This window comes from Methylomonas sp. 2F7 (assembly GCF_057126975.1).
Genome location: NZ_CP195203.1, coordinates 4,743,474 through 4,768,632, shown reverse-complemented (window position 1 = coordinate 4,768,632; position 25,159 = coordinate 4,743,474). Strand labels below are relative to the sequence as shown.

Genomic DNA, 25,159 nt, shown 5'->3' with positions numbered 1-25,159 from the left:
CTTATGAACAGTTTATTCGCGCCGATTATCGCGCCCGATGCACACTATTACCAACAAGCTTTGGACAGACAGGCGCAATTAACCAAGCCGCCCGGCTCCTTGGGCTTGCTTGAGGATTGTGCGGTCAGGCTGGCGGCGATTCAGCACAGCGAAAGGCCTAAGCTGGAAAAAATCCATGTCAGCGTATTTGCCGCCGATCATGGCATTGCCGAGGAAGGCGTCTCAGCCTTTCCGCAAGTGGTGACAATGGAAATGGTAAAAAACTTCGCAACCGGTGGTGCGGCGGTAAATGTGCTGGCCCGCCATGTCGATGCGTATTTCGAAGTTGTCGATGTAGGGCTGATTCAGCCAGTGGCTTTAGCCGATGTCATCAGTCATAGAGCCGGCGCAGGCACTGCCAATTTCAAGAGGACGGCGGCGATGAGTGACGAGCAGTTAGCTATCGCCTTGGCCGCAGGCCAGGCTGCCGTCGAACGGGCTGTAGCGAACGGGGCCGATTTGTTTATCGGCGGCGAAATGGGCATCGCCAATACCACCAGCGCCAGTGCGCTGGCGGCCGCCAGTTTACGGATACCGGCCGCCGACATTACCGGTGCCGGCACCGGCTTGAATGCCGGACAAATCGATCAAAAAGCCGCCGTCATTGACTCAGCATTGCAGCGCCACCAAGCCGTTTTGCACTCGCCTTTGGATATTTTAAAAACCGTTGGCGGCTTCGAAATTGCCGCATTAACCGCTGCCTATATCAGCGCCGCCCAACATGGCTTGCCCGTGTTGATAGACGGCTTTATAAGCAGTGTCGCGGCTTTGCTGGCGAGGGATATTAATCCCGGCTGCGTGGACTGGTTTTTTTACGGCCATTGTTCCGCTGAAAAAGGCCACGCCCGAGTCCTGCAAGCGTTAAATGCCCGGCCATTGTTGAATCTGGAGATGCGCCTGGGCGAAGGTAGCGGTGCGGTATTGGCGGTACCGTTGCTGAAAATGGCCTGTCATTTACACAATGAAATGGCCACATTCAGTCAGGCCAAAGTATCTACCGCTTAAATAGGCTATCCATCGGCAATCCGTTTCGGATGCAATAGCGAGGTGTTTAGCTTTCCCGTATCATTGGCCGCGAAAAATAAGCTTGGCGGATGGTCGAGCTTGCTTTGCGACCGGCAGCTGTCTCCGATGGCATCTGCACATAATAATAAAAACATACAACTGATTTGGTAAACAACATGCTAGGACACATAGAAAGTTACGATGAAAGATGCCAGACCGGCGTAATCAAACACGAAGGTCAATTCTACGAATTTCACCTGGATCAATGGACATCGGATGCGCCGCCCAAAGTCGGCGACGATGTGGATTTCGATCACGAAGAAGACAAAGTCACGGACGTCAGCCTGGTCGGCGCTTATCTGATGGAAGCCAAACCGGTCAAAAGCAAGTTGGTCGCAGCACTGCTGGGTATCGTGTTCGGTGCGATCGGCCTACATCGCATTTATCTGGGCTTTTATTTCCTCGGCTTCACCCAAGCCGTGGTCACGCTGATTACCGGCGGTTTTGGCGTCATGTGGGGCTTTATCGAAGGCGTATTGATCGCTACCGGTCATATCTACAAAGATGCCAAGGGACGCCACCTGAAATAGTCGTGGATGCCTTTCTTGTTGCCTTGCAATTTCTGACCCGTATACCCGTTAGGGCTCGCTACGAGGCTGGCGCCCCAGTATTGGGACGTTCGGTTTTGTACTATCCGGCGGTAGGCTTATTGCTAGGTATGCTGCTAAGCCTGCCGGCGATCCTGTTTGCCGGCAGTACCGGCATGCTGCTGGCTGCTTTGACGTTGTCTGCTTGGGTATTACTGACCGGCGGTTTGCATCTCGACGGTCTGGCCGATTGCGCCGATGCCTGGGTTGGCGGCCACGGCGATAAACAGCGCAGCCTGCAAATCATGAAAGACCCGGCTTCCGGGCCGATTGCGGTTAGTCTGCTGGTCTTGGTTTTAATCCTGAAGTTTGCGGCACTGACTGCCATGTTCGAGCAAACTCGCTTCGCCCCCCTGTTGCTGGCTCCCGTGTTAGGCCGCGCTGCAATCCTGGGCTTGATGTTGACAACCGATTATGTTCGACCGCAAGGTTTAGCCGAGGCACTATTGCAACAACTGCCAAGGTCCCTGGTCCGATGGGTGTTGGCAACGAGTGTATTGATTACGCTGGTCTTCTTAGGCTTTCCGGCTGTGCTGTCTGCCGGCGGCATATTATTTTGGCTACGGCAATCTGCCTTGTCGCGCTTGGGCGGCGTAACAGGCGACGTTTACGGTGCGGCGGTCGAATTGACGGAAGCCGCCGTGTTAATTGCTGCCACGCTGCAATGACACCGCAATCCCCGCTGTCGACTGCAAATCCTGAGTCTATATTGAATCCGAACGACTCCTCAGCCGCGCACCGTTTTCCCGACCAACAACTTGCCGGCGTCTATCGCGCCATCGCCGAACGCCGCGACATGCGGCATTTTCTCGCCGATCCGGTCGATGTCGAGGTCTTGGCTCGTCTGTTACAAGCCGCGCATCAAGCCGGCAGCGTCGGTTTGATGCAGCCCTGGCGCTTTATCCGCGTCACTGATCGCCGTTTGCGTAGCGATATTCACGCGCTGGTCGAACAGGAACGCCGGCTCACCGCCGAAGCGCTGGCCGAACGCCACGATGAATTCATGAAGCTCAAAGTGGAAGGCATACTCGATTGCGGCGAATTGCTGATCGTCGCGTTGCCGGATCGACGCGAACAACATATTTTCGGCCGCCGGACATTGCCGGAAATGGATCTGGCTTCGGCGGCCTGCGCGATTCAAAACCTTTGGTTGGCAGCACGCGCGGAAGGCCTGGGGCTGGGCTGGGTATCGCTGTTCGATCCGGACGCGTTGGCGCAATTATTGAAAATGCCGGCAGGCAGCCGGCCAATTGCGGTGCTTTGCCTGGGCCATGTCGCCGAGTTTTACCCCAAGCCCATGTTGGAACTGGAAAACTGGGCAACGCCGCAACCCTTATCGGCCTTTGTCTATGAAAACGGCTGGCCCGATGCATCCTAAGCCGCCGTTTCCAGCACTGATGGTACAAGGCACCACCTCCGATGCCGGCAAGAGTACTTTGGTGACAGCATTGTGTCGTTACTACCGGCGCCAAGGCATTGCCGTCGCGCCATTCAAACCGCAAAACATGGCACTCAATAGTGCGGTAACCGTCGATGGCGGTGAGATCGGCCGCGCCCAAGCGGCGCAAGCCGCGGCCTGCGGTTTGCCGCCGCATAGCGATATGAATCCGGTGCTACTCAAGCCCAATACCGATACCACCGCGCAAGTGATCATTCACGGCAAAGTCCTGCAGAACCAGTCGGCCAGCCAATATCACGATTATAAGAAAGTCGCTAAGCAAGCGGTTCTGGAATCGTGGCAACGCTTGAGTGCGCAGTACCAGATGCTGATCGTCGAGGGCGCCGGCAGCCCTGCGGAGATCAATTTACGTGCCGGTGACATTGCCAATATGGGCTTTGCCGAAGCGGTGGATTGTCCGGTGATTCTGATCGCCGACATTGATCGCGGCGGCGTGTTTGCGCACTTGGTCGGCACCCTGGAATTGCTCTCGGCCAGCGAGCAACAGCGTGTGATCGGTTTTGTCATCAACCGTTTCCGGGGCGACATCGCGTTATTAAAACCCGGCTTGGACTGGCTGGAACAGCGAACCGGCAAGCCGGTGTTGGCCGTGCTGCCTTATTTGCACGATCTTTATCTGGAAGCCGAAGATGCTTTATCCACTCGGCATGCCCAACAGGGCCAAACCGGCGCTTTTCACATCGTTGTGCCGCATCTGCCCAGCTTCAGCAATCATACCGATTTCGATCCACTGCAATTGCACCCCGGCGTTCAGGTCAGTTTTGCGAAAAGCCCCGATCAAGTAACCGGCGCCGACTTGATCGTGCTGCCCGGCAGCAAGTCGGTACGTAGGGATTTGGCCAGGCTTAGAGAACAAGGTTGGGACACATTCATAGCTCGCCATTTGCGTTACGGCGGCAAACTGCTGGGGATTTGCGGCGGCTTTCAGATGCTGGGCAATAGCATAGACGACCCGCTGGGGCTGGAAGGTCCGGCCGGTAGCTCCGTTGGTCTGGGTTTGTTGGATATGCAGACTGTTTTACAACCGGAAAAATGCTTGCGGCAAACTGCGGGCACATTCCATGGGCAAGCTACGCAGGTGGCGGGTTACGAGATCCATCTGGGCATCAGTAGTGGTCCTGCGCTGGCACAACCCTTATTTTCGCTGACGGAAGGCGACGACGGCGCCGTTTCGGCAGACGGTCAGGTGGCGGGCAGTTATCTGCACGGTTTATTCGATTTGCCCGCCGCCTGCGATGCGCTGTTGAATTGGGCAGGCTATCGGCAAGCGCAAGCCCTGGATTTCGACGCCGTGCGCGAAGCCGGTATCGAGCGTCTGGCCGATTGTTTAGCAAGTCATTGCAATTTCGCCCAGCTCGAAGCGCTGGCAGCATCTACCCGACGCGCTTGCTGACGGTCAGCCATTGCAGCTGATGGCAGAAATATATGCAATTTCCGGCAGCGGATTTTAAATAAATCCATTTCTTTGTTTAAAAATAGCGCTTTCATTGCGCCCTTAAAAAACAGCAGGATAGGGTTCTTTTATAAAAAGAACGATGCCGGTTGCGACAAACGCCAACAAACCTGACGCCACAAATGCCAAGTTGTAGTCACCCATCAGACTATGGACGTACCCGGCACTGTAAGCAGCAATGGCCGCTCCGATTTGATGCGCGAAGCAGATCCAACCGAACACCACGCCGACGTTTTGCTTGCCGAACAAATCGGCAGTTAACGCCGAGGTTGCCGGAATCGTGGACAACCAATTCATGCCGTAGATAATCGAGAACATCATTAATTGTCCGGTCGTATCTATGCTGGGCAGCAGTATCAGCGTTGCGCCTCTGACGACGTAATAAAACGCCAGCGGCCAGCGCTTGCCGTACCGGTCGCATAACCAGCCGGATAAAATGGTGCCGAACACATCGGCCGCGCCCATGACGCCTAAGGACGTGGCCATGGTCATGTCGGTAAAGCCGTGTTCAATACCGTGCGGAATCAAATGAGTCTGAAATAAGCCGGAGGTGGTTAATCCGCAAATGCCAAAACTCACAGCCAACAGCCAAAATTGCGGACTTCTCATGACGGGTCGCATAGGATTTTGATCTGGTTTAAGCGCCATCCTTCGAACGCAATTGGCACCATAGGGCAGTAACCCTTTTGATTCGGGATCGTCTCTTACAAATTTCAGCACCAATGGTAAAGCCACTAAGCCTAAACCCATGGCGATAAACAGCGTTGCAGCGCGCCAGCCTTCATGCACATTGATCTGCATTAGCATCGGGGTAAACACCAACTGACCGGAGGAGAAGGCGGCCCCCAATATGCCTAATGCCAACCCCCGGTGTTTATGGAACCAGCGATTGATCAACGCCGATCCCATAATCATGGAAGTGCCGCCCGAACCTGCGCCAATCAACAATCCCCACAACAAATACAGTTGCCAGGATTCCTGCATAAAAACGCTGCCACCGGCGCCTGCCACCGACAAAATCAAGGTGATAACACTGATCCGTTTAGCGCCGTAGACATCCATCAATCGACCTAGAAATGGCCCTGCCAGGCCAAATAACAGCAGGTTGACTGAAATCGCGCCGCTAATGGTTTCCCGGTTCCAAGCAAACTCCTGTTCCAGGGACAGCATAATGATCCCTGGAACGGAGCGCAGTGCCGATGCCATAAACAAGCACAGAAACGTGACTGCAAGTACTACCCAAGCATAGTGAACTGAATCGGTAAGACTCTTGGGCATGATTACATCGGACTTTGGCTGAAACATGATCGTGCAGATGTAGAGAAAAATAGTGTTATTCGGCGTCTGGAATCCGATCGAGTAACTCGATCAAACGGGTGACGCCTTGCAACAAAATGCCGCCGACCCCCAATGCAAACCACACCCCTATAACGAAGCCCCAATGAATCGGCGCGGCGAAAAACTCCTCTCTAAACCAAAAGGTATGTCCCCACTCGTTGAAGCCAACGCTGACCAAAATCATGAACGGGCCAAACACCGCCAGGGTCAACGGCAGCGAGATGCCTTTGGCGTACAAGGGCAAGCGAGTTCTGGCGTACAGCCAGGCACAGCCGCCCAGGATCACGTACAGCGGGAAGTTGAAGTAAAACTCGATGATATGGTTAGCGGTAAACGGCGTGTCGCGGATCGCTACCTGATGCCAGGAGTTATCCTGCTCGGCAAAATAGCTGCCCGCCCAATACACGGCAAAGGTGTAAATGCTGATCCACATCGTCAAGGTGAAATAGCGGCGTATCTCTTCCTTGGGTGCCAGTTGATCCAGGTTGCGGTCGCGCGTGGTCCATAAGTAACCCCAAAAGCCGCTGGCGACGGCAGCGATCACCACCAGTTCGATATAAAACAGCCGCATCCAGTATTGTTCGAACGCCGGTTCCGAGGAATCCAAACCGTGTGCTATGGCAAAAGCGCCCTGATACAGGCGTAAACTGATGTACATTACGGTTAAAAAGCCAAAGCCCTTTAAATATTTGGGTAAGTCGATCAAATACCAAGGCAATGATTTGGGGTTTTCGCTGCTTAAGCGCACGTGTTCTGTCGTGGTAGCCATGATGTGTGCTCCTGAATTAATTGAATTTGGGAATGACGGCAGCGGAAATACTGGAGATATAGCGTTTTCCCATCACGTCGTCGTAAAGAAACAGCAAACCACCTACTCGGCTATCCGCGTCTTTGATTAAACCGTCCAGCTTTTCCGATTCCCAGGCGGCATCGCGCACTTCTACGGTGACGGTGCGTTGTTCGCCGGGGGCGATCGGTGTATTGTCACTCAGACTCAAACCGTTATTACTGACGTCATCCTTGCCGGGCTTACTGTTGACACTCTCTAAATCAGCGTTCATGAAATGCACGTTGGAACTGGAAAATTGGCCGATCCTGACCGCGCCTTGGCTGCGATTGTCGATACTAAACTGCAACAGCATCGCGCGTTGCGCCACGTTGTATTCCGCTTTTAGCGTGTCGACATTGACCATGCCGGCATTGACTTGCGCCGGCAGAGGCAAAATTCGATCCAAGCCCGCTTGTAAGGGAATGGCGTCCGGGTACTGGTTGGCGGTGACTGCATTCAGCGCCAATACCAATACCGGCACGCAAACTAACACCGCCTTGGCGATAGTTTTATCCTGAGCGGTGATCAGTTCATGCTCCAAACCGGCATCCAGCATCCGGTAGCGGCTGATGAACAAGGGCCGACGTACCCACCACAACAGCCAGGCAGCCGCCATGGCGCCCCAGAACAGATGCCAAAACACACCATTGGCAAAGCCGAAGCTTTCCATGTCGATCATTTCACCGTTGATGGTTTGAATGGTATTGCTGAAGTCCGCGGGATCGCCGCCAATGTCCAGCCACACCCCTGGTCCCATCACCTGACCGGCGTCTTTTAAATTAAAAAACGGATGGATGTGATAATGCCCCGGCAAACGGCCTTTCATGACCACCTTGAACTCGTAGTCGCCACCCGGCTCCAGGGACACCGAATTGGTCCAAGGCTTACCGTTCAGGTAGCGCTCGGTACGGATCAGCACCGGTCCCGGCGTGGAGATATTCAAGAAGCTGGCTTCCGGCTTGGGCACACTGATCGGCCAATCCTCGGCGACATGGAACTTGCCGCTGACGCTGACTTCATCGTTGACGTTGAATTTTTGCGTGGACCACTGCACGTCGTACCACTGAATGGTGCGCATGCGGATGAAGGGCTCCAAGGCCTTTTCGCCATGAGCCTGGGCGGACGACAGGGGCAAACCGGACAATACCGTGAGAGCGATTAAGGCTAACCGCCAAGATCTAAAATGGGTTTTCATGTCGGCTACTCCTTAAATTTTGCTCAGGTAACGGGTAGTGGCAAACCACTTGCCGATATGCCACCACAACGGATACATCAACGAACACAGCAAGGCCGAACAGAAGGCCGACAGCGGCGTCGCATACTGGCCGTAAGTGCGCAAGGTGCCCCGCTCGATGATGCGCAGATATTCCGGCATGCCGGTACGGATGTATTGAAAGCCGAACAAATCAGCAATCGTCAGCTGACTATTCGCTACCTCGACCGGTTGGTGGAACATGCCGAATATTGGCCAGTTGGTCGGGTAAAACAGCAGCGCGAACGCGCCGCCACCGAAAATCGAAGTGATGGTCAAGCTATTGGTTAACATCAGCAAGGTGTCCAATACCAAGGCGCCCGGAATCATCGTCGCCGGCAGCACCATATTGATGGGGAAATAGTTCCAATAGTGGTAGGCAAACACGCGGGTCACCCAGGTACCGATCAACAAGGCGGCGACGCACAGGGTGGCACCCAGCGGCAAACGAAACTTATCCCACAGCACCGCTTGCACGGCGGCGGGAAAGGAAATGCCGATTAAAGGTGTGACCAATGGCCACCACTGCCGGTCTTTCCAATCAACCCAGAAGTCCCAATCGCCGACGGTCAGAGCAAAATGCAGATGAAACGAACCGATGAATAAAAACAGGGCCAGTACCAGGATCAGGTAATCGTAAGCTCTGGCCAAGCGGGCTTTTTCGCCCCGATAAGGTTTGAATGTTGAAATAGGAATTTGTGCAGACATAGTAAGTATCCCCCGCAATACGTGTTAGTGAACGGCTTTCGCCATTGAGTAGTTGGGCGCGCCGCCCCAACCGAAAAGCTACCCTTGGGGGAGTAAAACCGACTAGGCTGGTCGACGCGCTCGCGGTATAAGTTAGGGGTAACGGATTGAACTGTGAAATGGTGAAATTTCATCCGCTATCATCAAGACTATTCATACCGACCAGCATCGATTTTGTTTAGTATGCAGCCGAATTCATTGAGAACATTTCCGTATGGCTAATCTACGTACTTTCGACTTAAATCTGTTGCTGGCTTTCGATACATTGATGCGCGAGCGCAATGTCACGCGTGCGGCGGAATGTATGTTCGTCACGCAGTCGGCGATGAGTCATACCTTGCATCGCTTGCGACAGCAACTGAACGACCCGGTTCTGATCAAAGCACCCGCCGGCATGCAGCCCACGGCATTGGCGCTTGCTTTAGTGGAGCCGGTACGCAGTCTTTTACAGGAAATGGAACGCTTGCTAGAGGCACCCCAGGCCTTCGATCCAGCCTCCAGTCAGCGCCGTTTCACCATCGCCGCCACCGACTACATGGAGTTTCTAATCTTGCCGAAGTTGTCGAGATTGATTGAGCAGTCGGCGCCTGGCGTGGATATTCATGTCAAACGGACGGAATCTGCTTTTCCTTTGCCGCAGTTGGAAAACGGTAGCCTGGATGTGGTGTTGGGCTTTGCCTCGGTACTGAATCCGCCCGCACATTTAAACTGCGAACATTTATTCATTGATCGCATGGCTTGCGTGGTGAGGCAGGATCATCCCAGCATAAAAGCGCCACCGTCGCTGGAGACGTATTTGGCCGCCACGCACATGTTGATCTCCAGAACCGGCGATAAATTGGGGGTGATAGACGAGAAATTGACTGAGTTTGGCTTGGAGCGCCGGATTAATTTCATCGTGCCGCATTTTTTATCGGCGCCCTTGATCGTGGCCCAGTCCAATATGATTTTGTCCTTACCCTATCGTTTGGCCATCGCCTTTCAGAAACTGGTGCCACTGCAAGTGTTGCCGGTGCCGGTGAGTTTGCAGGACTACGATTTGGCGATGATTTGGCATCCGTTATGGGAAAAAGACCCGGCTCATGGCTGGTTGCGGGAGCAAATCAGCAACATAGGCCGGAAAATAAGCGCATCCCAAATCAGTCTTTAACGTCCTGGCAAGCCTGCGGCTAAGGCTTTGACTTTCAACAAAAAGTAAGGTGGTTTGGATTGATTGTCGCCACCGTTCAGCGTGGCCGAGCGATGTAAGCGATTCACCACGGCATAGAGCTGTCCGTTAGCGCCAAAACTGAAGGAATCCACCCAAGACAATCTTGGGCATTGCGCCAATTGCCGGTATTGTCGTTTAGGATCGATCACGCCAATCGCATTATTGGCCAAGTCACCTAGATAGATATTGTTGTTCTCATCAATGCTGATACCGTCCGAAATCGGTTTGTCGCCATAGCGTTCAACATGCTGAGCAAGTTCTTGAGGCGTTAAGGACTCATTGATCAAGTCGGCGGCTTTAATCCGGTAAAGGCTAAGGCCATGCATCGGTCCGAAATACACCCATTCGTTCGCCAAATCCTCGGTAATCGGATTAACCCCAATATGCGGCTTAACCAGTTCGCCCGACGCGGTTTTCAACTGAATCGGCACATTGTCGATGACTAAATCGACGTTTTCCGGCACCACACTGTGATGTCCTTCCAACGCCCGCCGCGCCGCGCCGGTGGACAAATTGACCACAATCAAGGCAGCATTGGCGCCTCCTGCCGGATCGCTGATAAAGGCATGATTGTGCTGGGTGTCCAACGCAAAGTCGTTGACGAACGCATCTTTGGGCGCAATTGGGGCAGGCAGGTAAATCAAACGCTGAAGTTTGTTGGTTTTGGTATTCCAGCCGACCAGCTTAGGCGTCACGCCGCTCCGCATGCCGTTGTCCAGCATCCAGACTACGCCATTACTATCGGAACGTATGCCTAATACCGAGTCGAGCTTGATCGGTGCAGTCGAATCAGCAGCAGACATTTCCTTGTTTGGAAAAGGTAGCAAGGCTTGATCCTTGTACTCCATCACGGTGTATTGCGGTTGATAAAACTGATGTTGGCTCATGATGATCCGGCCGCTGGCTGTCGCCGTGACATTGCCCGGGCCGGTATCGAGGTTGGCGAATACCTCAAAATTAGAATTGCCGTCCGCCAAAGCCTCAAAGGCCGTAAACACCATGGCGGTGCAAAATAGGATCCCACGGTTCATTGTCATCTCCAGTATGTTGTTGGGTTAGGCAACACCATACTGGATCGTTAAACCCCTGTTAAATGACATCAATTCATCACGGACCATTCAGTAAATTGATGAAGACTTTTAGTCCCCGATAGCCGCAGCGCCAAGTCATAGGAGAATCTAAGTTCAAGCCCTTGTTGGAGCTGAACGAGGTATCACAGGTATAGGCGGTCGCGTCGTTTTGCCGATTTTTCCTGCGGAGACGCTCGAAAAAATCTTTGGTTATTAACCCGGCCCAATTTATGACTGGTATTCCGTTCGGGCTGGTGTGACCGTCGATAGACTCAAGGCGAACGGTATTTAAGGGCCGGCTTAATAAATAGCGACTCCCGGAAAAACGCCGTATTTGAATTTATCCATTACATTTCAACATCCAATACGTTCAAAACATCCGGCCTTTGTTGCACAAACACTTCTGGTCGCTGAAGTATGCGATGCCAGTTGCGGCGAGTCATTTGTTCAATCCAGTCCAATACATTATCAAACTCATCATCGCTCCATGATTCGATAATCGCCAGGGTGACGGGAGGAGCATATAAAAATTCAAGCGCACTTTTCATATTTGCGTAACGTAAATTCATGGTATTTCTCCTATGGCTTTATGCTTGGCAGTGAAAGACTGTAAGGGTTTTAATTTGTCGCTAATTTGGCTTTGGTTATAAAAATTCCAATAAGGTTCCGACTTGATTAGCAACGCAGGCCTTTGAGTTTGCGACCACAAGTTTGCCGCTAGAGGTCAGACGACACTCTTAAATATGCGCAGGTGTTGCTTGATTCAAGTTACTGGCCAACGATGCGGAACCAAATAAAAGTGTGGATAGGATAAATTGGCCGGAGACGAAGCTGAGCACGCCGGTGACAAAAAACAAGCCAATCATCACGTCTCTATAAATGTTTTTTGAAATATTCATGGGGTCCACCTTGACTAGGTTTAGTCGCTTTGTAAGTACGACTTCACTATATACCTGCGGAAAATATTTACAATCAGGCGTTTAATGCATGATTTGTTTCTTTTATGGAAACAAATTGCCCGGAACTTTTGCAATCTGTAGCGCAAAATAGCTACCGTCATTCAAATTCGCGGCATTGTGCGAGTGGACAGAATAGTTAGCGGTTTGTTTGGCCTGGGATTTTTGACCTTGGCGCGGCAGGGTTTGCGTTCCCAATTTGCCCAAGCTCAAGATTGCCAGCTGATGGGGTGGTCAACTGACAAGGATAATTTTTCTGCGCGACGGTTCCGCGGGCGGGATTTGAGATTTCGGGGATGATGCCAATGCGATTGGTGTTATAGGTGTCGCTAGCGCGACGGCTGGTTTTAATGTCGGTTTCACGAAACACATCCATGCGTTTCGCCCTGCGGGTGATCCGCATGCAAATCGGCTATCCTGCCGATTTGTCAGCCCGACGGCCGAGATACTTTCGCTACGAAAACCGTCCATGGTTTTCGCCCTCCGGGCCAGCCTAACAGCTGTTCAAATTCGCTCCAGGCGAATTTGTGCGTGGCCAAAAGAAAGTATCCAAAGAAAAGTCCACCTGGATGCCGCTTAGCTCACTCGGCACATCCCTGTGCCTCGCCCTTCGGGTGCGATGCATGCAAATCGGCTATCCTGCCGATTTGTTCGTTCAAAAGCTCCGGTGCTCGGCGCGGCATACGGGAGAAAACCCGTGCGCGATTTGCAGGGTTTGAGCTTACAAAAATTGTAGCCATCTTGGGGTAGCTCCGAATAGCAAAGCGTACTCGGAAGAATGAAGGGAGCTTACAATCATTGTTTGCCTTATTAGCGGCAACGCATACTCCTAAAGATTTAATTCAACATGCGTCCGATTACGCTGCGCTAATCGGACCGTGCTTCAATCAGGGTAAGACCAAAATGGATTGGGCGGTTTTTCTGCGATAGTCAGTCTTCTAGTGAAAGTGATTTAATCACACGTTTTGAGTTACCTAATTGATAGTCCAAGGTGAGCTTTTGGTTTTAATCTGGACCACACCAACCAAAATTAGGAGTGATCCATGGCTACCATCTCAAAAAGTTTCTTCAATTCGGGCGCTTTCAATTCGAAAGTGATGGTTTTAATTGTTGGTTTGATTGCATTTAACAATGCAACTGCTCTCCAGAAAACGACAGTTCTCAATTCAGCCGCTACGGGTCAATTTATATCGGTTGGGCCGACAATTGATCCTGGCGTGTATCCAGTCCAGGATTTCACACTCGGTTCTCCCAGCCCAACTACCGTCGGTTTACGTTGGTTCAACCAGCAAGCGCCACAAACGCAAGTGATAAGAAGCATTAATGGCTCTGCTTGGCAAACGATCCAAACTTTTGCGGCGCTTCCTGACAATAAATATGCTTCATTCCTTGATGAAAATGCATCTGCAAACGCAGAAAATTGCTATGCCATTATTGTGTCTGATGAGGCTGGTTCGGGGGCGAGCTTAACGTCACCCCAGCGTTGCTACATTACCCGCGATGGTAGAGATGAGTTAGTCGTGCACCGGCTACAGCTGCGCATTCGCGTTCCGGATGTCAAAAATGCCGGAACCGATAACGGTGTCGAGGTACTTTTGCAGACCCCGACTGGATTGGTGACAACCGTAACCAATTGGTATCCGCGCGGCAATCATACTTGGCTGGACTCGACCGATGACGACCTGGAGCGAGGCACGAATAAAACCTATGATTTGATGCTGAACAACATTTCCCAGGCATCGGATATCACTCTAATTTCACTCCGAAAACCGGGCAACGATAGTGTTTGTATCGCCGAATTTGAACTGTTAATCGATGGGCAATCGGCATTCCAAAAGAACTTTGGCACCAGTCAAGCACCATGCCAATGGCTTAATAGCAATAATCAACTGACTGCTTTTAGGAGCGAAATCCGTTCTTCTAGCGCATGGAATAATCTGGACCTGCCCTTTTTCTTTGGTATTGATGGCGATTGGCTGCGTTCCAGAATTGAAGCGACGTTTGGCCATAGTCTCCACGGCAAAGGTGAATTAAGAAATGGCAGTACGACGACGTCTCGTTTTGTGAGCGAAAGCAAGCTTGCGATGAGTGTTCCAATTATCGTTCATGATGCCAGTATCTTGGGTGATGTTGATAGTACCGTTCATTTTGACCTGGTGTTGTCGCCGACGGAAGATGCCAATGGAGATCCCGTTACAAAACTTTCTATCGAAAACATTGATGCCGATAGCTTTGATTTAGCGGCAGTTCTATTACCTGTCGTTTCACCGATACTTTATGGAGTTTCGACAACCATTGAGGGACAAGTGCAGCAATTCGCACCCGTCATTATCGGGGATGTGCCGGCTGGTGCGCACCCTTGCTTTAGCCCAGAAGGCGGTATCAGAGTGTGTTCGGGTAGCAGTCCACGTCAAGTTGAAGCAGCGCTGTTAACGAAAGGGCGTAGCATCACCGCTAACAGATTAACGCAACCATAAACGAACCGACTAAGAGACGGAAAGTCTTTAAGTTAGTGCAAAAGGGGGCTAGCTCGAAGGGCAATGGCGTGGGTTCGGTGTTATTGGCGCATGCTTTGGAATTTGGCAAAGCTCATGGGTGTCTGCTGATTACGTTGCTGACGGATGCCGATAATCTTTCGGCGCAGCGGTTTTATGGGCGGGCGGGGTTTGAGGTTTCTTCGATGATGCCAATGCGGTTGGTTTTATAAGTGTCGCTGGCGCGACGGCTGGTTTTGATGTCGGGTCTCGGCCCGACAGCCGAGTAACTTTTCTTTGTTTGGCCAAAGAAAAGTCACCAAAAGAAAGGCCACCCGGACGCCGCTTATATCCTGCGCTCCGGAGCTTTTATCGAGGGTCGGCAGAAGGGGCTTCCCAGCCCCTCCGCCGACGTGCGGCATCCCTGCCGCACCCCTTCGGGCTATTCTCGAAAAAAGCTCCGGTGCTCGGCGCAGCATACGGGAGAAAACCCTTGCGCGATTTGCAGGGTTTGAGCTTACAAAAATTGTAGCCATCTTGGGGTAGCTCCGAATAGCAAAGCGTATTCGGAGGAATTAAGGGGGCTTACAATCATCGTTTGCCTTATCAGCGGCAAACGCAACTCCTAAAGATTTAATTCAACATGCGTCCGATTAAGCTGCGCTAATCGTACCTCCGCTGTTTTTAATAGAATATCCTACAGACCTAGATGATTAAGATAATATGAAAATTATAAAAAAAATAGTTAAATGGTTATTGCTTATTGTAGCTCTATGTTTAACCAGCATGCCGCTTTGGCCTTTGTACTACAAGTGGTTCGTGCCTTATCCGAAGTTGGAAGAAGCCACGATTTACCACGGCATACTTAGTGTTGAAGGTGAATCGACTTGGAAGACGAATAAATGTAATGTATCGCTTAGATATTATGTAACCGACGAGGCTGGTAAGCATGAGATTTATTATGGTTTGCCAGGATGTAGAGAATACGTCTTGTCTCATGCTGGAGATAATAGAGCTATAGGAACGTACTGGTTTCATACTACATTTGGAGTTATTCAGTCGGATTATTTACAAATCATTGATCCAAAAACCCAAGCAACCGGTAAGGAAAGGATGCTTGTAAGTTATGAAAAGAAAAAGGAGCTCTTCGAACAACATTTTGATTACAAGAATACATTTATTAGAGGAATTCCATTCTTCTTGCTGTTAATTTATTTGGTTCGTTCAACAGCCAAACTTATTGGAAATAGAATAAGGTCTTAAGGCTCAATTGGTAGGGCGTCAATAGGCGTAGCCGTATTGCGCCGTGTGTTGGCCTTAGATCATTCGGCGCATTACTCTATCGCTAAGGTGCCTTACATCGCTCGGGACGGGTGTGCTCCCGTATGCCGCGCCGAGCACCGGAGCTTTTGAACGGATAAGCCCGTTAGGGGCGATGCAGGGATGCATCGCGTTGCCGAAGGGGCAGGAAGCCCCTTTCGGCAACCCCGTTCAAAAGCGAGGAGCGCAGGGAATAAGCGGCATCCGGGTGGCTTTTTCTTTGGATACTTTCTTTTGGCCAAGCAAAAGAAAGTATCTCGGCTGTCGGGCCGAGACCCGACATTAAAAACCAGCCGTCGCGATAGCGACACCAAATTTGCCCCCTCATCCCGACCTTCTCCCTGGAGGGAGAAGGGGGTAACCCGCTTCAGCAGAAAAAGCTACAGACTACTCCAAAACATCCACAACTTTCCGCCCAACCCCAAAACTCTCCAACAACATCAACCCCACCCCAATACAAATCGCCGAATCAGCAATATTGAAAGCCGGCCAATGCCAGTCTTGGTAATAAACATCCAGAAAGTCGATCACATAACCGTAAGCTACCCGGTCGATCAGATTGCCGATGGCACCGCCCAAGACCAAAGCCAAAGCCACGGCCATCAAGGTCTCGTGCTTTTGCAGGCGATGCAGCCAGACCGCTATGATGCTGCTCATCACCACGGCTAAACCTGCAAACAGCCAGCGCTGCCAGCCGCCGGCTTGGGCCAGGAAGCTGAAGGCCGCGCCGGTGTTATGCACGTAGGTCAGGTTGAAATACGGAAGCAAGGGGATCGACTCAAAGAGCTGCATCGAACCGTCCACCGCCAGTTTGCTGGCCTGATCCAGCACCAGCGTCAGCGCGGAAATCCACAACCACTTAAGCATAACGACGGATCTCGCCGTTGCCGACGACGTTTTCCACGCAGCGGCCGCACAGTTCCGGATGCTCGGGGTTTTCGCCGATGTCGTAGCGTTGGTGCCAGCAGCGGACGCATTTTGGATGCTCGGATACCGTCACTTTCAATTTCACACCTTCCAATTCGGTCGCTACCGCATCGTCCGGGCAGAATTGCATGTCGGCGACACCGGCGTTGGAGGTGATAAAGACAAAATGCAGCTCGCTCGCCAGTTTGTTCAGCTCCGCGCCATAAGCCTCATCGCAATACAGCTCCACTTCCGCATTTAAAGATGCACCGATGGCGCCTTTACCGCGCAATTGCTCCAGTTCCTTGGAAACCACGGTGCGCACTGCCATGACTTTATCCCAGGTGTCGCGACTGATCGTCGCGTTGGCGTCCAGTGGGAATAAGCCTTCGTACCAGGTTTCCAGAAACACCGATTCGCCGCGTTGGCCGGGAATGAATTGCCATAATTCGTCGGCGGTGTAGCTGGTGATGGGCGCCAGCCAGCGGGTCAGCGCTTCGATGACATGGTACATCGCGGTTTGTGCGGAGCGCCGGGCCAGACAATCTTCCTTGGCGGTGTATTGGCGGTCCTTGATGATGTCCAGGTAAAAGCCGCCCAAGTCGATGCTGCAGAAGGTCAGTACTTTTTGGTAAATGCTTTGGAACTGATAGGCGCTGTAAGCGGCTTTGATCTCTTCCTGCAACTGCCAGGCTTTATCGACGGCCCAGCGGTCCAGCGCCAGCAAATCGTCCTTGGCCACCAGATGCTGCGCCGGATCGAAGCCGTCCAGATTGGAGAGCAGGAAGCGCGCGGTGTTACGTAAGCGGCGGTAACCGTCGGAGGTGCGTTTCAAGATTTCCTCGGATACCGACATTTCGCCGCGATAATCGGTGCCGGCCACCCACAGACGTAACACGTCGGCGCCCAGCGATTTCATCACCGTTTGCGGCAGCACCACGTTGCCTTTGGATTTGGACATTTTCTTGCCCTCGGCATCGACAGTAAAGCCGTGGGTCAAAACTTGTTTATACGGCGCGACATCGTTCATCGCTACCGACGCCAGCAGTGAAGACTGGAACCAGCCGCGATGCTGATCCGAGCCTTCCAGATACAGGTCAGCCGGGAAGCGCAGTTGCTCGCGGCGTTCCAACACGGCCGCGTGGGTGACGCCGGAATCAAACCAGACATCTAGGGTGTCGGTCATTTTTTGGTAGTGCTCGGCGTCAGCGCCAATCAGTTCCGCTGCGTCCAGTTCAAACCAGGCGTCTATGCCTTGTTGTTCGATGCGCTTGGCGACCTGCTCGATTAACTCGCCAGTGCGCGGGTGCAGCTCGCCCGTTTCTTTATGCACGAAAAAGGCGATAGGCACACCCCAGGTACGTTGCCGGGAGATACACCAGTCCGGGCGATTATTCAGCATGGCTTCGATACGGGCTTGGCCCCAATCGGGGATCCAGTCTACGCGTTTGACTTCGTTCAAAGCCGTATCGCGCAGGCCGTTTTTCTCCATGGAAATAAACCATTGCGGGGTGGCGCGGAAAATGATCGGGGTTTTATGACGCCAGCAATGCGGGTAGCTATGCAGCAAGGCGTGGTGGTGCAGCAATTTGCCGCGCTCGCGCAAGACCTCCAGCACTTTTTCGTTGGCGGTAAACACATGCAGGCCGGCGAATAGTTCGGTGCTGGGCAAAAATACGCCGTTGCTGCCGACCGGATTGTCCACAGGTAGGCCATATTTCATGCCGACCACATAGTCTTCCTGGCCGTGGCCGGGTGCGGTATGCACCGCGCCGGTACCGGCATCGGTAGTGACGTGGTCGCCCAGAATGATCGGCACTTGCCGGTCGTAGAACGGATGTTGCAATAACTGGTTTTCCAGCGCCGCGCCTTTGCAATAGCCGACGATGTGATGTTCGCCGATGCCGTAACGCAACACCGCGTCTTTCAACAATGCTTCGGCGATGACTAAGCGCTCGGTTTGGCCGTCGATCTCGCATTGCACCACGGCATATTCCAAATCCGGATTCAAAGCAACGGCTTGGTTGGCTGGCAGCGTCCAGGGCGTGGTGGTCCAGATCACCACCGACAGCGGGCCTTTGCCTTCGCGGTCGCCGGCGTGGTGGCACTTTTCCATGAATGCATGTTCATCCACCACCGAGAAGCGCACATCGATAGCCGGCGAATGTTTGTCTTCGTATTCCACTTCCGCCTCGGCGAGCGCCGAGCCGCAATCGGTACACCAATGTACCGGTTTGGCGCCTTTGCTCAGATGGCCATTGGCGGCGATTTTGCCCAGCGCGCGGACGATGTCGGCTTCGAAGGCAAAATCCATGGTCAAGTACGGATTGTCCCAATCGCCCAAGACGCCTAAGCGGATGAATTCTTCTTTCTGGATATTGACCTGTTTTTTGGCGTAAGCCCGGCATTCCTTGCGAAACTCGGCAGGCGTGACTTTAACCCCGGCCTTGCCAACCGATTTTTCCACCATCAATTCGATAGGCAAACCGTGGCAATCCCAGCCCGGCACATAAGGCGCATCGAAACCGCTGAGGGTTTTGGATTTGACGATGATGTCCTTCAAGACCTTGTTAACCGCGTGGCCGATGTGAATCGCGCCGTTGGCGTAAGGAGGGCCGTCGTGCAGAATAAATTTAGGCCGGCCGGCACAAACCTCGCGAATTTTTTGGTACAGCTGATTTTCGTTCCATTTTTTCAGCATCTCTGGTTCGCGTTGCGCCAGATTGGCTTTCATCGCAAACTCGGTCTTGGGGAGGTTCAGGGTTAGTTTGTAATCCATGGTCATGATGTTGTCTGCGTTGCATTCCAGCGGCTGGGTTGCGGACTTAGGCCGCTGAAAATAACGGTTGCGCCGATTAGCCGAATGATTCTAAGGATGATATTAAACGCGCGATTTTAGCACCATCTGCCAGGCGCTATAAAGCATACTCGGCCGCTTGGCGGCGAACCGTGCTAAAAATGGACGGGACGGCGTCGGAGAGTTACCATCCGTTGCGTATCCGGTTTGCCGATTTACGAAATTTACCGGCGGGTTTATGCGTGGCACGCGGTTGGTAATAGGCCGCTTCGGCACGCGCTAAAAATTACTTAAGCACACACGAGGGGCTCAGCCATGCAACATAAACGCGCCACTACTCAGGTAGACATTCACGACTTGATCGCCAGCCGCTGGAGCCCGCGGGCTTTCGATCCGGATAAAGCGGTAAGCCATCAGGATTTGACCGCCGTTTTGGAGGCCGCACGTTGGGCGCCGTCCTGTTTTAACGATCAACCCTGGCGCTTTGTGGTTTGCGACAAATCCAGCAATCTCGCCGCCTGGCAAAATGCCTTATCGGTGATTGTCGAAAAAAAATCAGCTGTGGGCCAAAAATGCCCCAGTGTTGATCTTGACGGTGGCGATGCAGAATTTCAATCACAACGGCAAAGCCAACCGCTTTGCCGCTTACGATACCGGCGCTGCCTCCTTGAGTTTATGCCTGCAAGCCAACGCCCTAGGCTTGATTACCCATCAAATGGGCGGTTTCGATGCCGATAAAGCGCGGCAAGTGCTGAATTTACCGGACGACTGTACGCCGATGGCGATGCTGGCGTTGGGCTATCAAGGGGAGACGAGATCCTTAGCCGAAGACTTTCAAGCCGGCGAGCAGGCGGAACGCAGCCGCGCGGCTCTGGAGCAGCGATTTTATCTGGGGCAATGGGGCGAGGCGTTTAGATAGGTGTTGTCGTCCACTTCCGAATTTTCGCTGTAATTAAGTAGCGCCAATGAAGAGCGTGAAAACTTCCTACGCGCGTAGTCTGATCGAGGCCAGTCTCGATCCGCTGGTGACTATCAACGCCGACGGCAAGATCATGGACGTGAACAGCGCTACCGAAAAAGTCACCGGCGTGCCGCGCCAACAGTTGATCGGCAGCGATTTTTCCAACTACTTTACCGATCCGCAAAAAGCCCGCGACGGTTATCGCTTGGCGTTTTCGCAAGGCAAAGTCACCGATTACCCGCTGGCTATCTGCCATACCTCCGGCCAGATCACCGAAGTGATGTACAACGCCTCGGTTTATCGGGATGAGAACGGTGATGTCGCCGGAATTTTTGCCGCAGCCAGGGACGTTACCGCGTTAAAAAAAGCCCAAACCGAATTGGAGTCCGCGATTTTGCAAATGCAATTAATCCGCGAGATGACCGATTTGTTGCAGAGCTGCCAAAAAATGGACGAGGCCTATCCGATCATTAAAGCAGCCTTGGTGCGCTTGTTTGCCGGTTCCGTTGGCGGTCTTTATATGCTGGATGCCGCCGGTAACTCGCTGGTGCTCGTCGATGCCTGGGGCAGCAGCGAAAGCGAGCTGGAAACGGTGTTTACCCCGGATGAATGTTGGGGCATGCGGCGTGGTTGTATTCACATGGCGCGGGTCGGCCAAAGCATCAACCCGGTCTGCAGTCATGTAAAGCAAGGGAGCTATCCTTATCTCTGCATTCCGCTATTGGCCCATTCGCGGGCCTTGGGCTTGATTTACATCGAATCTCGTTTTGCCAGCGAAACCCCGGAAGATATTCAACGCGAGCTGTCGATAGCCGAAGCCACAGCCGACAGCGCCCGGCTGGCTTTGGCCAATTTGACCCTGCGCGAGGAATTGCACGAATTATCGATTCGCGATCCGCTCACCGGCCTGTTCAATCGGCGCTTTCTGGAAGAAGTGCTGGATAGAGAACTGTTGCGGATGAGCCGCAGCGGCAAAATGCTGGCCGTGGCGATGATCGACATCGATCATTTTAAAACCTTCAACGATAACTACGGCCACGATGCCGGCGATGAAGTATTGAAGAAAACCGCGCAATTGATGAACGGCTTTCGGGAAGGTAGCGACATGGTGTGCCGTTTTGGCGGTGAAGAATTTGTGGTGGTCACCACCGAAATCCAGCCGGATAAAATTTTGCAACGCCTCGAAGCATTGCGTGCGGCCATCGAAAGCTTGTCGCTAAAATTCGGTAATCATCAGTTGCCGCAAGTCACCGTATCGATAGGTGTGGCGATTTATCCGGTCCATGGCGGCAATCGGCTCGATCTGTTAAACCGTGCCGACCAGGCACTTTATGTCGCCAAGGAAGCCGGCCGCAATCGGCTTGTCGTCGCCGATGATGAAGCGGATGTGCCGCGCGATTAGTTAGCCGGCGCTTGGTGTGCTTGATAGGCAAACGGTTTGGCCAGTGGTTCGCCGACAAAAATGCCCTGGCCGGGTTGGGCGACGCTTTTCCAGTAGGCTTCGATCACACTGCTGCCGCGCAGGTAAAAATACATCAATACGCCGGGGTTGGGAAATTTGGCCGGGAAATTACAGGGTTCCACGACCGCGCCATAGCTGGCAGTAGCACCGGCGCTCAGCCATTCGGTAATATTCATCTGGTCGCTGCCCGACATCACACCGCCCGCGGAGGTGAGATGGTCGGCAACAGCGCCCGGTAAATAGCGGTTATCCGCCAGATGCGGCACTTTGGTCAGACCGGTGAAATAAAACATCACGTCCTGACGGCCTTCAATGTAGTCTTGCTCCAGATAATTCACCGGCCAGAAACTGCTTAACGATTCGGCCACTTTCGGAAACATTACCGCTCTGGAGCTACGCGCCTGGTCCGAGGTTTTTAACAGATATGCCGAGCCTTGCGGATGCGAATAATCCGAGGCAACACCGGTATCGATCAGTTTTTTCGCCTCCGCAAAGGTTTTACCCGCCACGGCCATGGTGGGCCGCCAGCCGTGCGTTTTAAACGGTTTATCGGTTTCGGAGGTGAAATAAGGGCTGCTATGGGTTTGAACGCAGCCTTTCGCGCAAAATGATTCGCTAAAACCGGCCGCGAAGGCCGTGGTGATAGACATGCAATCGACGCGAAACGGTTGTAGCCAGGTCAAGGCAAAGGCCTGTACATGCGCAGGCGTTTTTTGATCGACTTCCTGCTTAACCTGTTCGAATTGTTGTTTGGACAACACCGCCTGTTTCGGCGCAAACCGCACATGTATCATCTGCTCGGCTGGGATTTGCCGCTGTTTTTGATAATAAGCGGCAACTTCCACACTTAACGGGTCGGCGTCGTTGACGATGACCGCCAGATCATGACCGGTCAGCGCCGAGGAAGGCCGGTACATAGGCGAGACGGGAGCGGCCAGGGTCGGCGTGAAAAGCAGCTGGCTGAGGATAGGCCCTATCAGGGCAAATTTGCATGATTTGACGGTAAACACGCGGTACTCCGTGAGATTGGCGGTCGAATTTATCGGATCGGCCACTGTAACCGGACACCGTTTAAATACAACACGCCTGTTTAAATTATTCGATAATCGACAAATTTGCCGTTTCGCATGTCCTAGAGGATAGGGTATTTTTTAAATTCTTAACTTTGCGGATCATCATTATGGATGTCATAGCCAACATACCAACCGTTGCTCATGTGATTCAACAGGCAGTCGCTCCAGTGTTTCTGTTGACGGGTGTGGCCGGCATTCTAGGGGTGCTGACCAGCCGCCTGGGCCGAACTGTGGACCGGTTTCGCTTACTAGGCGAGCTAAAAGGCGTCGAAGCCGAAGCGCACCATGTCGAGATGCGGACGCTTGCGCGGCGAGCGCATTGGACTCATTGGTCCATTACCTTGTGTACCACTTGCGCCTTACTGGTTTGTATGTCCATCGTCGCTATGTTCGTAGGCGTGGAGTTTGCCATCGATTTGTCCGATGCGGTTTCCTTATTGTTTATCGCGGCGATGTTGGCGTTAATTGGCGGTTTGCTGTGTTTTCTAAGGGAAATCTCGCTGGCCACCGGCATTATCGTCTGGCGCAAGCGTTCCTAGCCTATCAATCGCCCCGATGTTGTTCGTCGCAAATAAGCGGCTAAGCCTTACCAATTGCCGTTTGGAGTTGCGGCGCTATTCATCCGACAAAGCAGATGCGCGGAATAAACACACGGCAAACACCAACGTCCAGATGGAGAGCAAGCCGGTTGCCAAGTGTTCGAACAGGCCGAGAGTTTGGATGGGATTGGCTTCCCAAGTCATCAGCAGCAGCAAAGTTGCCGCCAAAAGACCGCTGCCTATCGAGTAAACACTAAGAATGCTCAGCCAAGCATGGCGCCGGAACAGCATGCCGCCAGCCAGTGCGGCCAGAATAGCCGCGGAAAACCCGGTCATGGCAAACAGTCGATGTAATTCCTGACTCGACGACAGGCCATCACAGCCTGGGTCGCAGGCAAATACCCCGGCCCCAATACGTCCTATTCCGTCTATACCAATTAGCGTGGCAAGCAGCGCCGCACGCCAACCTTCGCGCAGAGTTGCCGGAAGGGCAACGGCAAAACACACATACAAAAAGCCGGCTAATCCGAAGCCAATGTAACGCATCGGAATTTCCGTAATACTGCCGCGTTCGCCCAACTCGCTGATGTACTGGTAGCTGTGGCTGAACTCCGGACGCATGGTACCGGCCAGGCCAATCAGCGACAGCCAGATTACCGGGGCCGCGATGCCGCAGCTAATACCCAAACGGCTTAGATTCATTCGCAAATCTCGTAACTAAAAACAATAGTTTATCCCGCTCAGCTTAGCAGTGCGCAGCGCATTGACTAACCGCATCCGCAAGGTAGCCTTGAGGACACGGGGGGCTAGTGGTGCAAAACTCAGTCTGTTACGGCGCATACAAGAAGAAATCATTAGCACCCCCACCGCAAAATACCGATTTTGTTTGGATTCACGGGCTGACAGAGGCACAACATGCGTAATGTTTTGATTGTAGGAGCCAGTAGCGGGATTGGCGCCGCGCTGGCCGGTTTGGCTCAGCCGCAATTTCAAATCTACTCCTTAAGCCGCTCTGCTGCGGTGCCGAGCGTTTGCAAACACTTTAGCTGCGATGTAGTAAGCGACGCGTTGCCGGCCATAGATGAACCCTTGCATGGTTTGGTCTATTGCCCCGGCAGCATCAACTTAAAGCCGTTCGCCAGGATCAAGCCCGAGGAGTTTATCGCGGATTTGGAACTGAATTTAATCGGCGCCGTGCGCTGTTTGCAGCACTACCAACGCAATATGCAAGCGGCGGAAGGTGCGTCGGTCGTGCTGTTCAGTACCGTGGCAGTGCAAACCGGCTTTCCTTACCATGCCACGGTATCTGCGTCTAAAGGAGCGATAGAAGGCCTGACCCGTGCCTTGGCGGCGGAATGGGCGCCGAAAATCCGAGTAAACGCAATTGCGCCGTCATTGACCGACACACCGTTGGCGGAAAGTTTGCTGCGCGAAGATAGCAAAAAACAGGCTGCTGCCGCGCGGCATCCGCTTAAGCGCTTGGGCGAAGCGAAGGATATTGCTCAGATGGCTTTGTTTTTATTATCCGAAAATGCCGCCTGGATTACCGGGCAAGTCATGCATGTCGATGGCGGAATCTCTGCTATCAAGGCTTGATAGCCGCTGAAAACTGATTTGCAGTC

25 protein-coding genes and 1 pseudogene are annotated in these 25,159 nt (G+C 52.8%); 14 read left to right on the top strand and 12 right to left on the bottom strand.

Features of this window, described 5'->3' with window-relative positions:
• Positions 1 to 3: 3 nt before the first annotated feature.
• The 5 genes from cobT (at position 4) to ACR64Q_RS21485 (ending at position 4,543) form a co-directional block, all read left to right on the top strand.
• Complete coding sequence (cobT, locus tag ACR64Q_RS21505) at positions 4 to 1,044, top strand: nicotinate-nucleotide--dimethylbenzimidazole phosphoribosyltransferase (RefSeq protein WP_313733098.1); 1,041 nt, start codon at positions 4 to 6, stop codon at positions 1,042 to 1,044.
• A gap of 176 nt (positions 1,045 to 1,220) precedes the next feature.
• Positions 1,221 to 1,634 carry a TM2 domain-containing protein gene (locus tag ACR64Q_RS21500; RefSeq protein ID WP_026602838.1) on the top strand — a complete coding sequence of 138 codons (414 nt, stop codon included), beginning with the start codon at positions 1,221 to 1,223 and terminating at the stop codon, positions 1,632 to 1,634.
• Between the two features lie 2 nt (positions 1,635 to 1,636).
• On the top strand, positions 1,637 to 2,359 hold the full coding sequence (locus tag ACR64Q_RS21495; RefSeq protein ID WP_313733097.1) for an adenosylcobinamide-GDP ribazoletransferase: 723 nt from the start codon (positions 1,637 to 1,639) through the stop codon (positions 2,357 to 2,359).
• Complete coding sequence (gene bluB / locus ACR64Q_RS21490) at positions 2,356 to 3,069, top strand: 5,6-dimethylbenzimidazole synthase (protein WP_313733096.1); 714 nt, start codon at positions 2,356 to 2,358, stop codon at positions 3,067 to 3,069. The genes ACR64Q_RS21495 and bluB overlap by 4 nt, the downstream gene beginning before the upstream one ends.
• On the top strand, positions 3,041 to 4,543 hold the full coding sequence (locus ACR64Q_RS21485; protein WP_313733095.1) for a cobyric acid synthase: 1,503 nt from the start codon (positions 3,041 to 3,043) through the stop codon (positions 4,541 to 4,543). The genes bluB and ACR64Q_RS21485 overlap by 29 nt, the downstream gene beginning before the upstream one ends.
• Positions 4,544 to 4,645: 102 nt before the next feature.
• Here ACR64Q_RS21485 and ACR64Q_RS21480 read toward each other — a convergent pair whose 3' ends face one another.
• Genes ACR64Q_RS21480 through amoA form a run of 4 tightly spaced genes read right to left on the bottom strand, consistent with a single transcriptional unit; the run spans position 4,646 to position 8,730 of the window.
• Positions 4,646 to 5,881, bottom strand: coding sequence for an MFS transporter (locus tag ACR64Q_RS21480; protein ID WP_313733094.1), 1,236 nt, complete (start codon positions 5,879 to 5,881; stop codon positions 4,646 to 4,648).
• Positions 5,882 to 5,936: 55 nt separating this feature from the next.
• On the bottom strand, positions 5,937 to 6,710 hold the full coding sequence (amoC, locus tag ACR64Q_RS21475; protein ID WP_313733093.1) for a bacterial ammonia monooxygenase, subunit AmoC: 774 nt from the start codon (positions 6,708 to 6,710) through the stop codon (positions 5,937 to 5,939).
• 16 nt (positions 6,711 to 6,726) lie between these two features.
• Positions 6,727 to 7,965, bottom strand: coding sequence for a bacterial ammonia monooxygenase, subunit AmoB (gene amoB, locus ACR64Q_RS21470; protein WP_313733092.1), 1,239 nt, complete (start codon positions 7,963 to 7,965; stop codon positions 6,727 to 6,729).
• A 12-nt stretch (positions 7,966 to 7,977) separates the two neighbouring features.
• Positions 7,978 to 8,730: a bacterial ammonia monooxygenase, subunit AmoA gene (amoA, locus tag ACR64Q_RS21465; RefSeq protein WP_313733091.1), complete on the bottom strand. Its 753-nt coding sequence runs from the start codon at positions 8,728 to 8,730 to the stop codon at positions 7,978 to 7,980.
• 253 nt (positions 8,731 to 8,983) lie between these two features.
• On the opposite strand from amoA, the gene ACR64Q_RS21460 reads away from it, so the two are divergent.
• A complete protein-coding gene (locus ACR64Q_RS21460; RefSeq protein ID WP_313733090.1) occupies positions 8,984 to 9,919 on the top strand; it encodes a LysR family transcriptional regulator in 936 nt (311 codons plus the stop codon).
• Here ACR64Q_RS21460 and ACR64Q_RS21455 read toward each other — a convergent pair.
• From ACR64Q_RS21455 to ACR64Q_RS21440, 4 genes are all read right to left on the bottom strand, one after another.
• Complete coding sequence (locus ACR64Q_RS21455) at positions 9,916 to 11,010, bottom strand: L-dopachrome tautomerase-related protein (RefSeq protein WP_313733089.1); 1,095 nt, start codon at positions 11,008 to 11,010, stop codon at positions 9,916 to 9,918. The two genes, ACR64Q_RS21460 and ACR64Q_RS21455, sit on opposite strands and share 4 nt — an antisense overlap.
• 386 nt (positions 11,011 to 11,396) lie before the next feature.
• Positions 11,397 to 11,618, bottom strand: coding sequence for a hypothetical protein (locus tag ACR64Q_RS21450; RefSeq protein WP_313733088.1), 222 nt, complete (start codon positions 11,616 to 11,618; stop codon positions 11,397 to 11,399).
• A 168-nt stretch (positions 11,619 to 11,786) separates the two neighbouring features.
• Complete coding sequence (locus ACR64Q_RS21445; RefSeq protein ID WP_020483944.1) at positions 11,787 to 11,948, bottom strand: hypothetical protein; 162 nt, start codon at positions 11,946 to 11,948, stop codon at positions 11,787 to 11,789.
• Positions 11,949 to 12,144: 196 nt separating this feature from the next.
• Positions 12,145 to 12,381, bottom strand: coding sequence for a hypothetical protein (locus tag ACR64Q_RS21440; RefSeq protein WP_313733087.1), 237 nt, complete (start codon positions 12,379 to 12,381; stop codon positions 12,145 to 12,147).
• 667 nt (positions 12,382 to 13,048) lie between these two features.
• Here ACR64Q_RS21440 and ACR64Q_RS21435 point away from each other — a divergent pair.
• The 3 genes from ACR64Q_RS21435 (at position 13,049) to ACR64Q_RS21425 (ending at position 15,742) form a co-directional block, all read left to right on the top strand.
• A complete protein-coding gene (locus tag ACR64Q_RS21435; protein WP_313733086.1) occupies positions 13,049 to 14,482 on the top strand; it encodes a hypothetical protein in 1,434 nt (477 codons plus the stop codon).
• A gap of 35 nt (positions 14,483 to 14,517) precedes the next feature.
• Positions 14,518 to 14,712: a GNAT family N-acetyltransferase gene (locus tag ACR64Q_RS21430; RefSeq protein ID WP_313733085.1), complete on the top strand. Its 195-nt coding sequence runs from the start codon at positions 14,518 to 14,520 to the stop codon at positions 14,710 to 14,712.
• 490 nt (positions 14,713 to 15,202) lie between these two features.
• On the top strand, positions 15,203 to 15,742 hold the full coding sequence (locus ACR64Q_RS21425; RefSeq protein ID WP_313733084.1) for a hypothetical protein: 540 nt from the start codon (positions 15,203 to 15,205) through the stop codon (positions 15,740 to 15,742).
• Between the two features lie 444 nt (positions 15,743 to 16,186).
• Here the strand turns inward: ACR64Q_RS21425 and lspA are convergent, their stop codons facing one another.
• On the bottom strand, positions 16,187 to 16,666 hold the full coding sequence (gene lspA / locus ACR64Q_RS21420; protein WP_313733083.1) for a signal peptidase II: 480 nt from the start codon (positions 16,664 to 16,666) through the stop codon (positions 16,187 to 16,189).
• Positions 16,659 to 19,490 carry an isoleucine--tRNA ligase gene (gene ileS / locus ACR64Q_RS21415; protein ID WP_313733082.1) on the bottom strand — a complete coding sequence of 944 codons (2,832 nt, stop codon included), beginning with the start codon at positions 19,488 to 19,490 and terminating at the stop codon, positions 16,659 to 16,661. The genes lspA and ileS overlap by 8 nt, the downstream gene beginning before the upstream one ends.
• Before the next feature lie 327 nt (positions 19,491 to 19,817).
• On the opposite strand from ileS, the pseudogene ACR64Q_RS21410 reads away from it, so the two are divergent.
• The 3 genes and pseudogenes from ACR64Q_RS21410 to ACR64Q_RS21400 form a co-directional block, all read left to right on the top strand.
• A pseudogene (locus ACR64Q_RS21410) lies at positions 19,818 to 19,976 on the top strand (nitroreductase family protein); the annotation flags it as partial.
• 67 nt (positions 19,977 to 20,043) lie between these two features.
• On the top strand, positions 20,044 to 20,421 hold the full coding sequence (locus ACR64Q_RS21405) for a nitroreductase family protein (protein WP_483823429.1): 378 nt from the start codon (positions 20,044 to 20,046) through the stop codon (positions 20,419 to 20,421).
• 46 nt (positions 20,422 to 20,467) lie between these two features.
• Entirely contained in the window at positions 20,468 to 21,865 is a 1,398-nt protein-coding gene (locus ACR64Q_RS21400; protein ID WP_313733080.1) for a diguanylate cyclase, read from the top strand.
• Here ACR64Q_RS21400 and ACR64Q_RS21395 read toward each other — a convergent pair.
• The gene (locus ACR64Q_RS21395; RefSeq protein WP_313733079.1) at positions 21,862 to 22,935 is read right to left on the bottom strand and encodes a TIGR03790 family protein; all 1,074 of its coding nucleotides are present in this window, start codon (positions 22,933 to 22,935) and stop codon (positions 21,862 to 21,864) included. The two genes, ACR64Q_RS21400 and ACR64Q_RS21395, sit on opposite strands and share 4 nt — an antisense overlap.
• Before the next feature lie 170 nt (positions 22,936 to 23,105).
• On the opposite strand from ACR64Q_RS21395, the gene ACR64Q_RS21390 reads away from it, so the two are divergent.
• Positions 23,106 to 23,537, top strand: a complete 432-nt coding sequence (locus tag ACR64Q_RS21390; protein WP_036277648.1) for a DUF2721 domain-containing protein — start codon at positions 23,106 to 23,108, stop codon at positions 23,535 to 23,537.
• A 75-nt stretch (positions 23,538 to 23,612) separates the two neighbouring features.
• Here ACR64Q_RS21390 and ACR64Q_RS21385 read toward each other — a convergent pair whose 3' ends face one another.
• Positions 23,613 to 24,239, bottom strand: coding sequence for a DUF998 domain-containing protein (locus ACR64Q_RS21385; protein ID WP_313733078.1), 627 nt, complete (start codon positions 24,237 to 24,239; stop codon positions 23,613 to 23,615).
• Between the two features lie 213 nt (positions 24,240 to 24,452).
• On the opposite strand from ACR64Q_RS21385, the gene ACR64Q_RS21380 reads away from it, so the two are divergent.
• Positions 24,453 to 25,133, top strand: coding sequence for an SDR family NAD(P)-dependent oxidoreductase (locus ACR64Q_RS21380; RefSeq protein ID WP_313733077.1), 681 nt, complete (start codon positions 24,453 to 24,455; stop codon positions 25,131 to 25,133).
• Positions 25,134 to 25,159 lie beyond the last annotated feature (26 nt).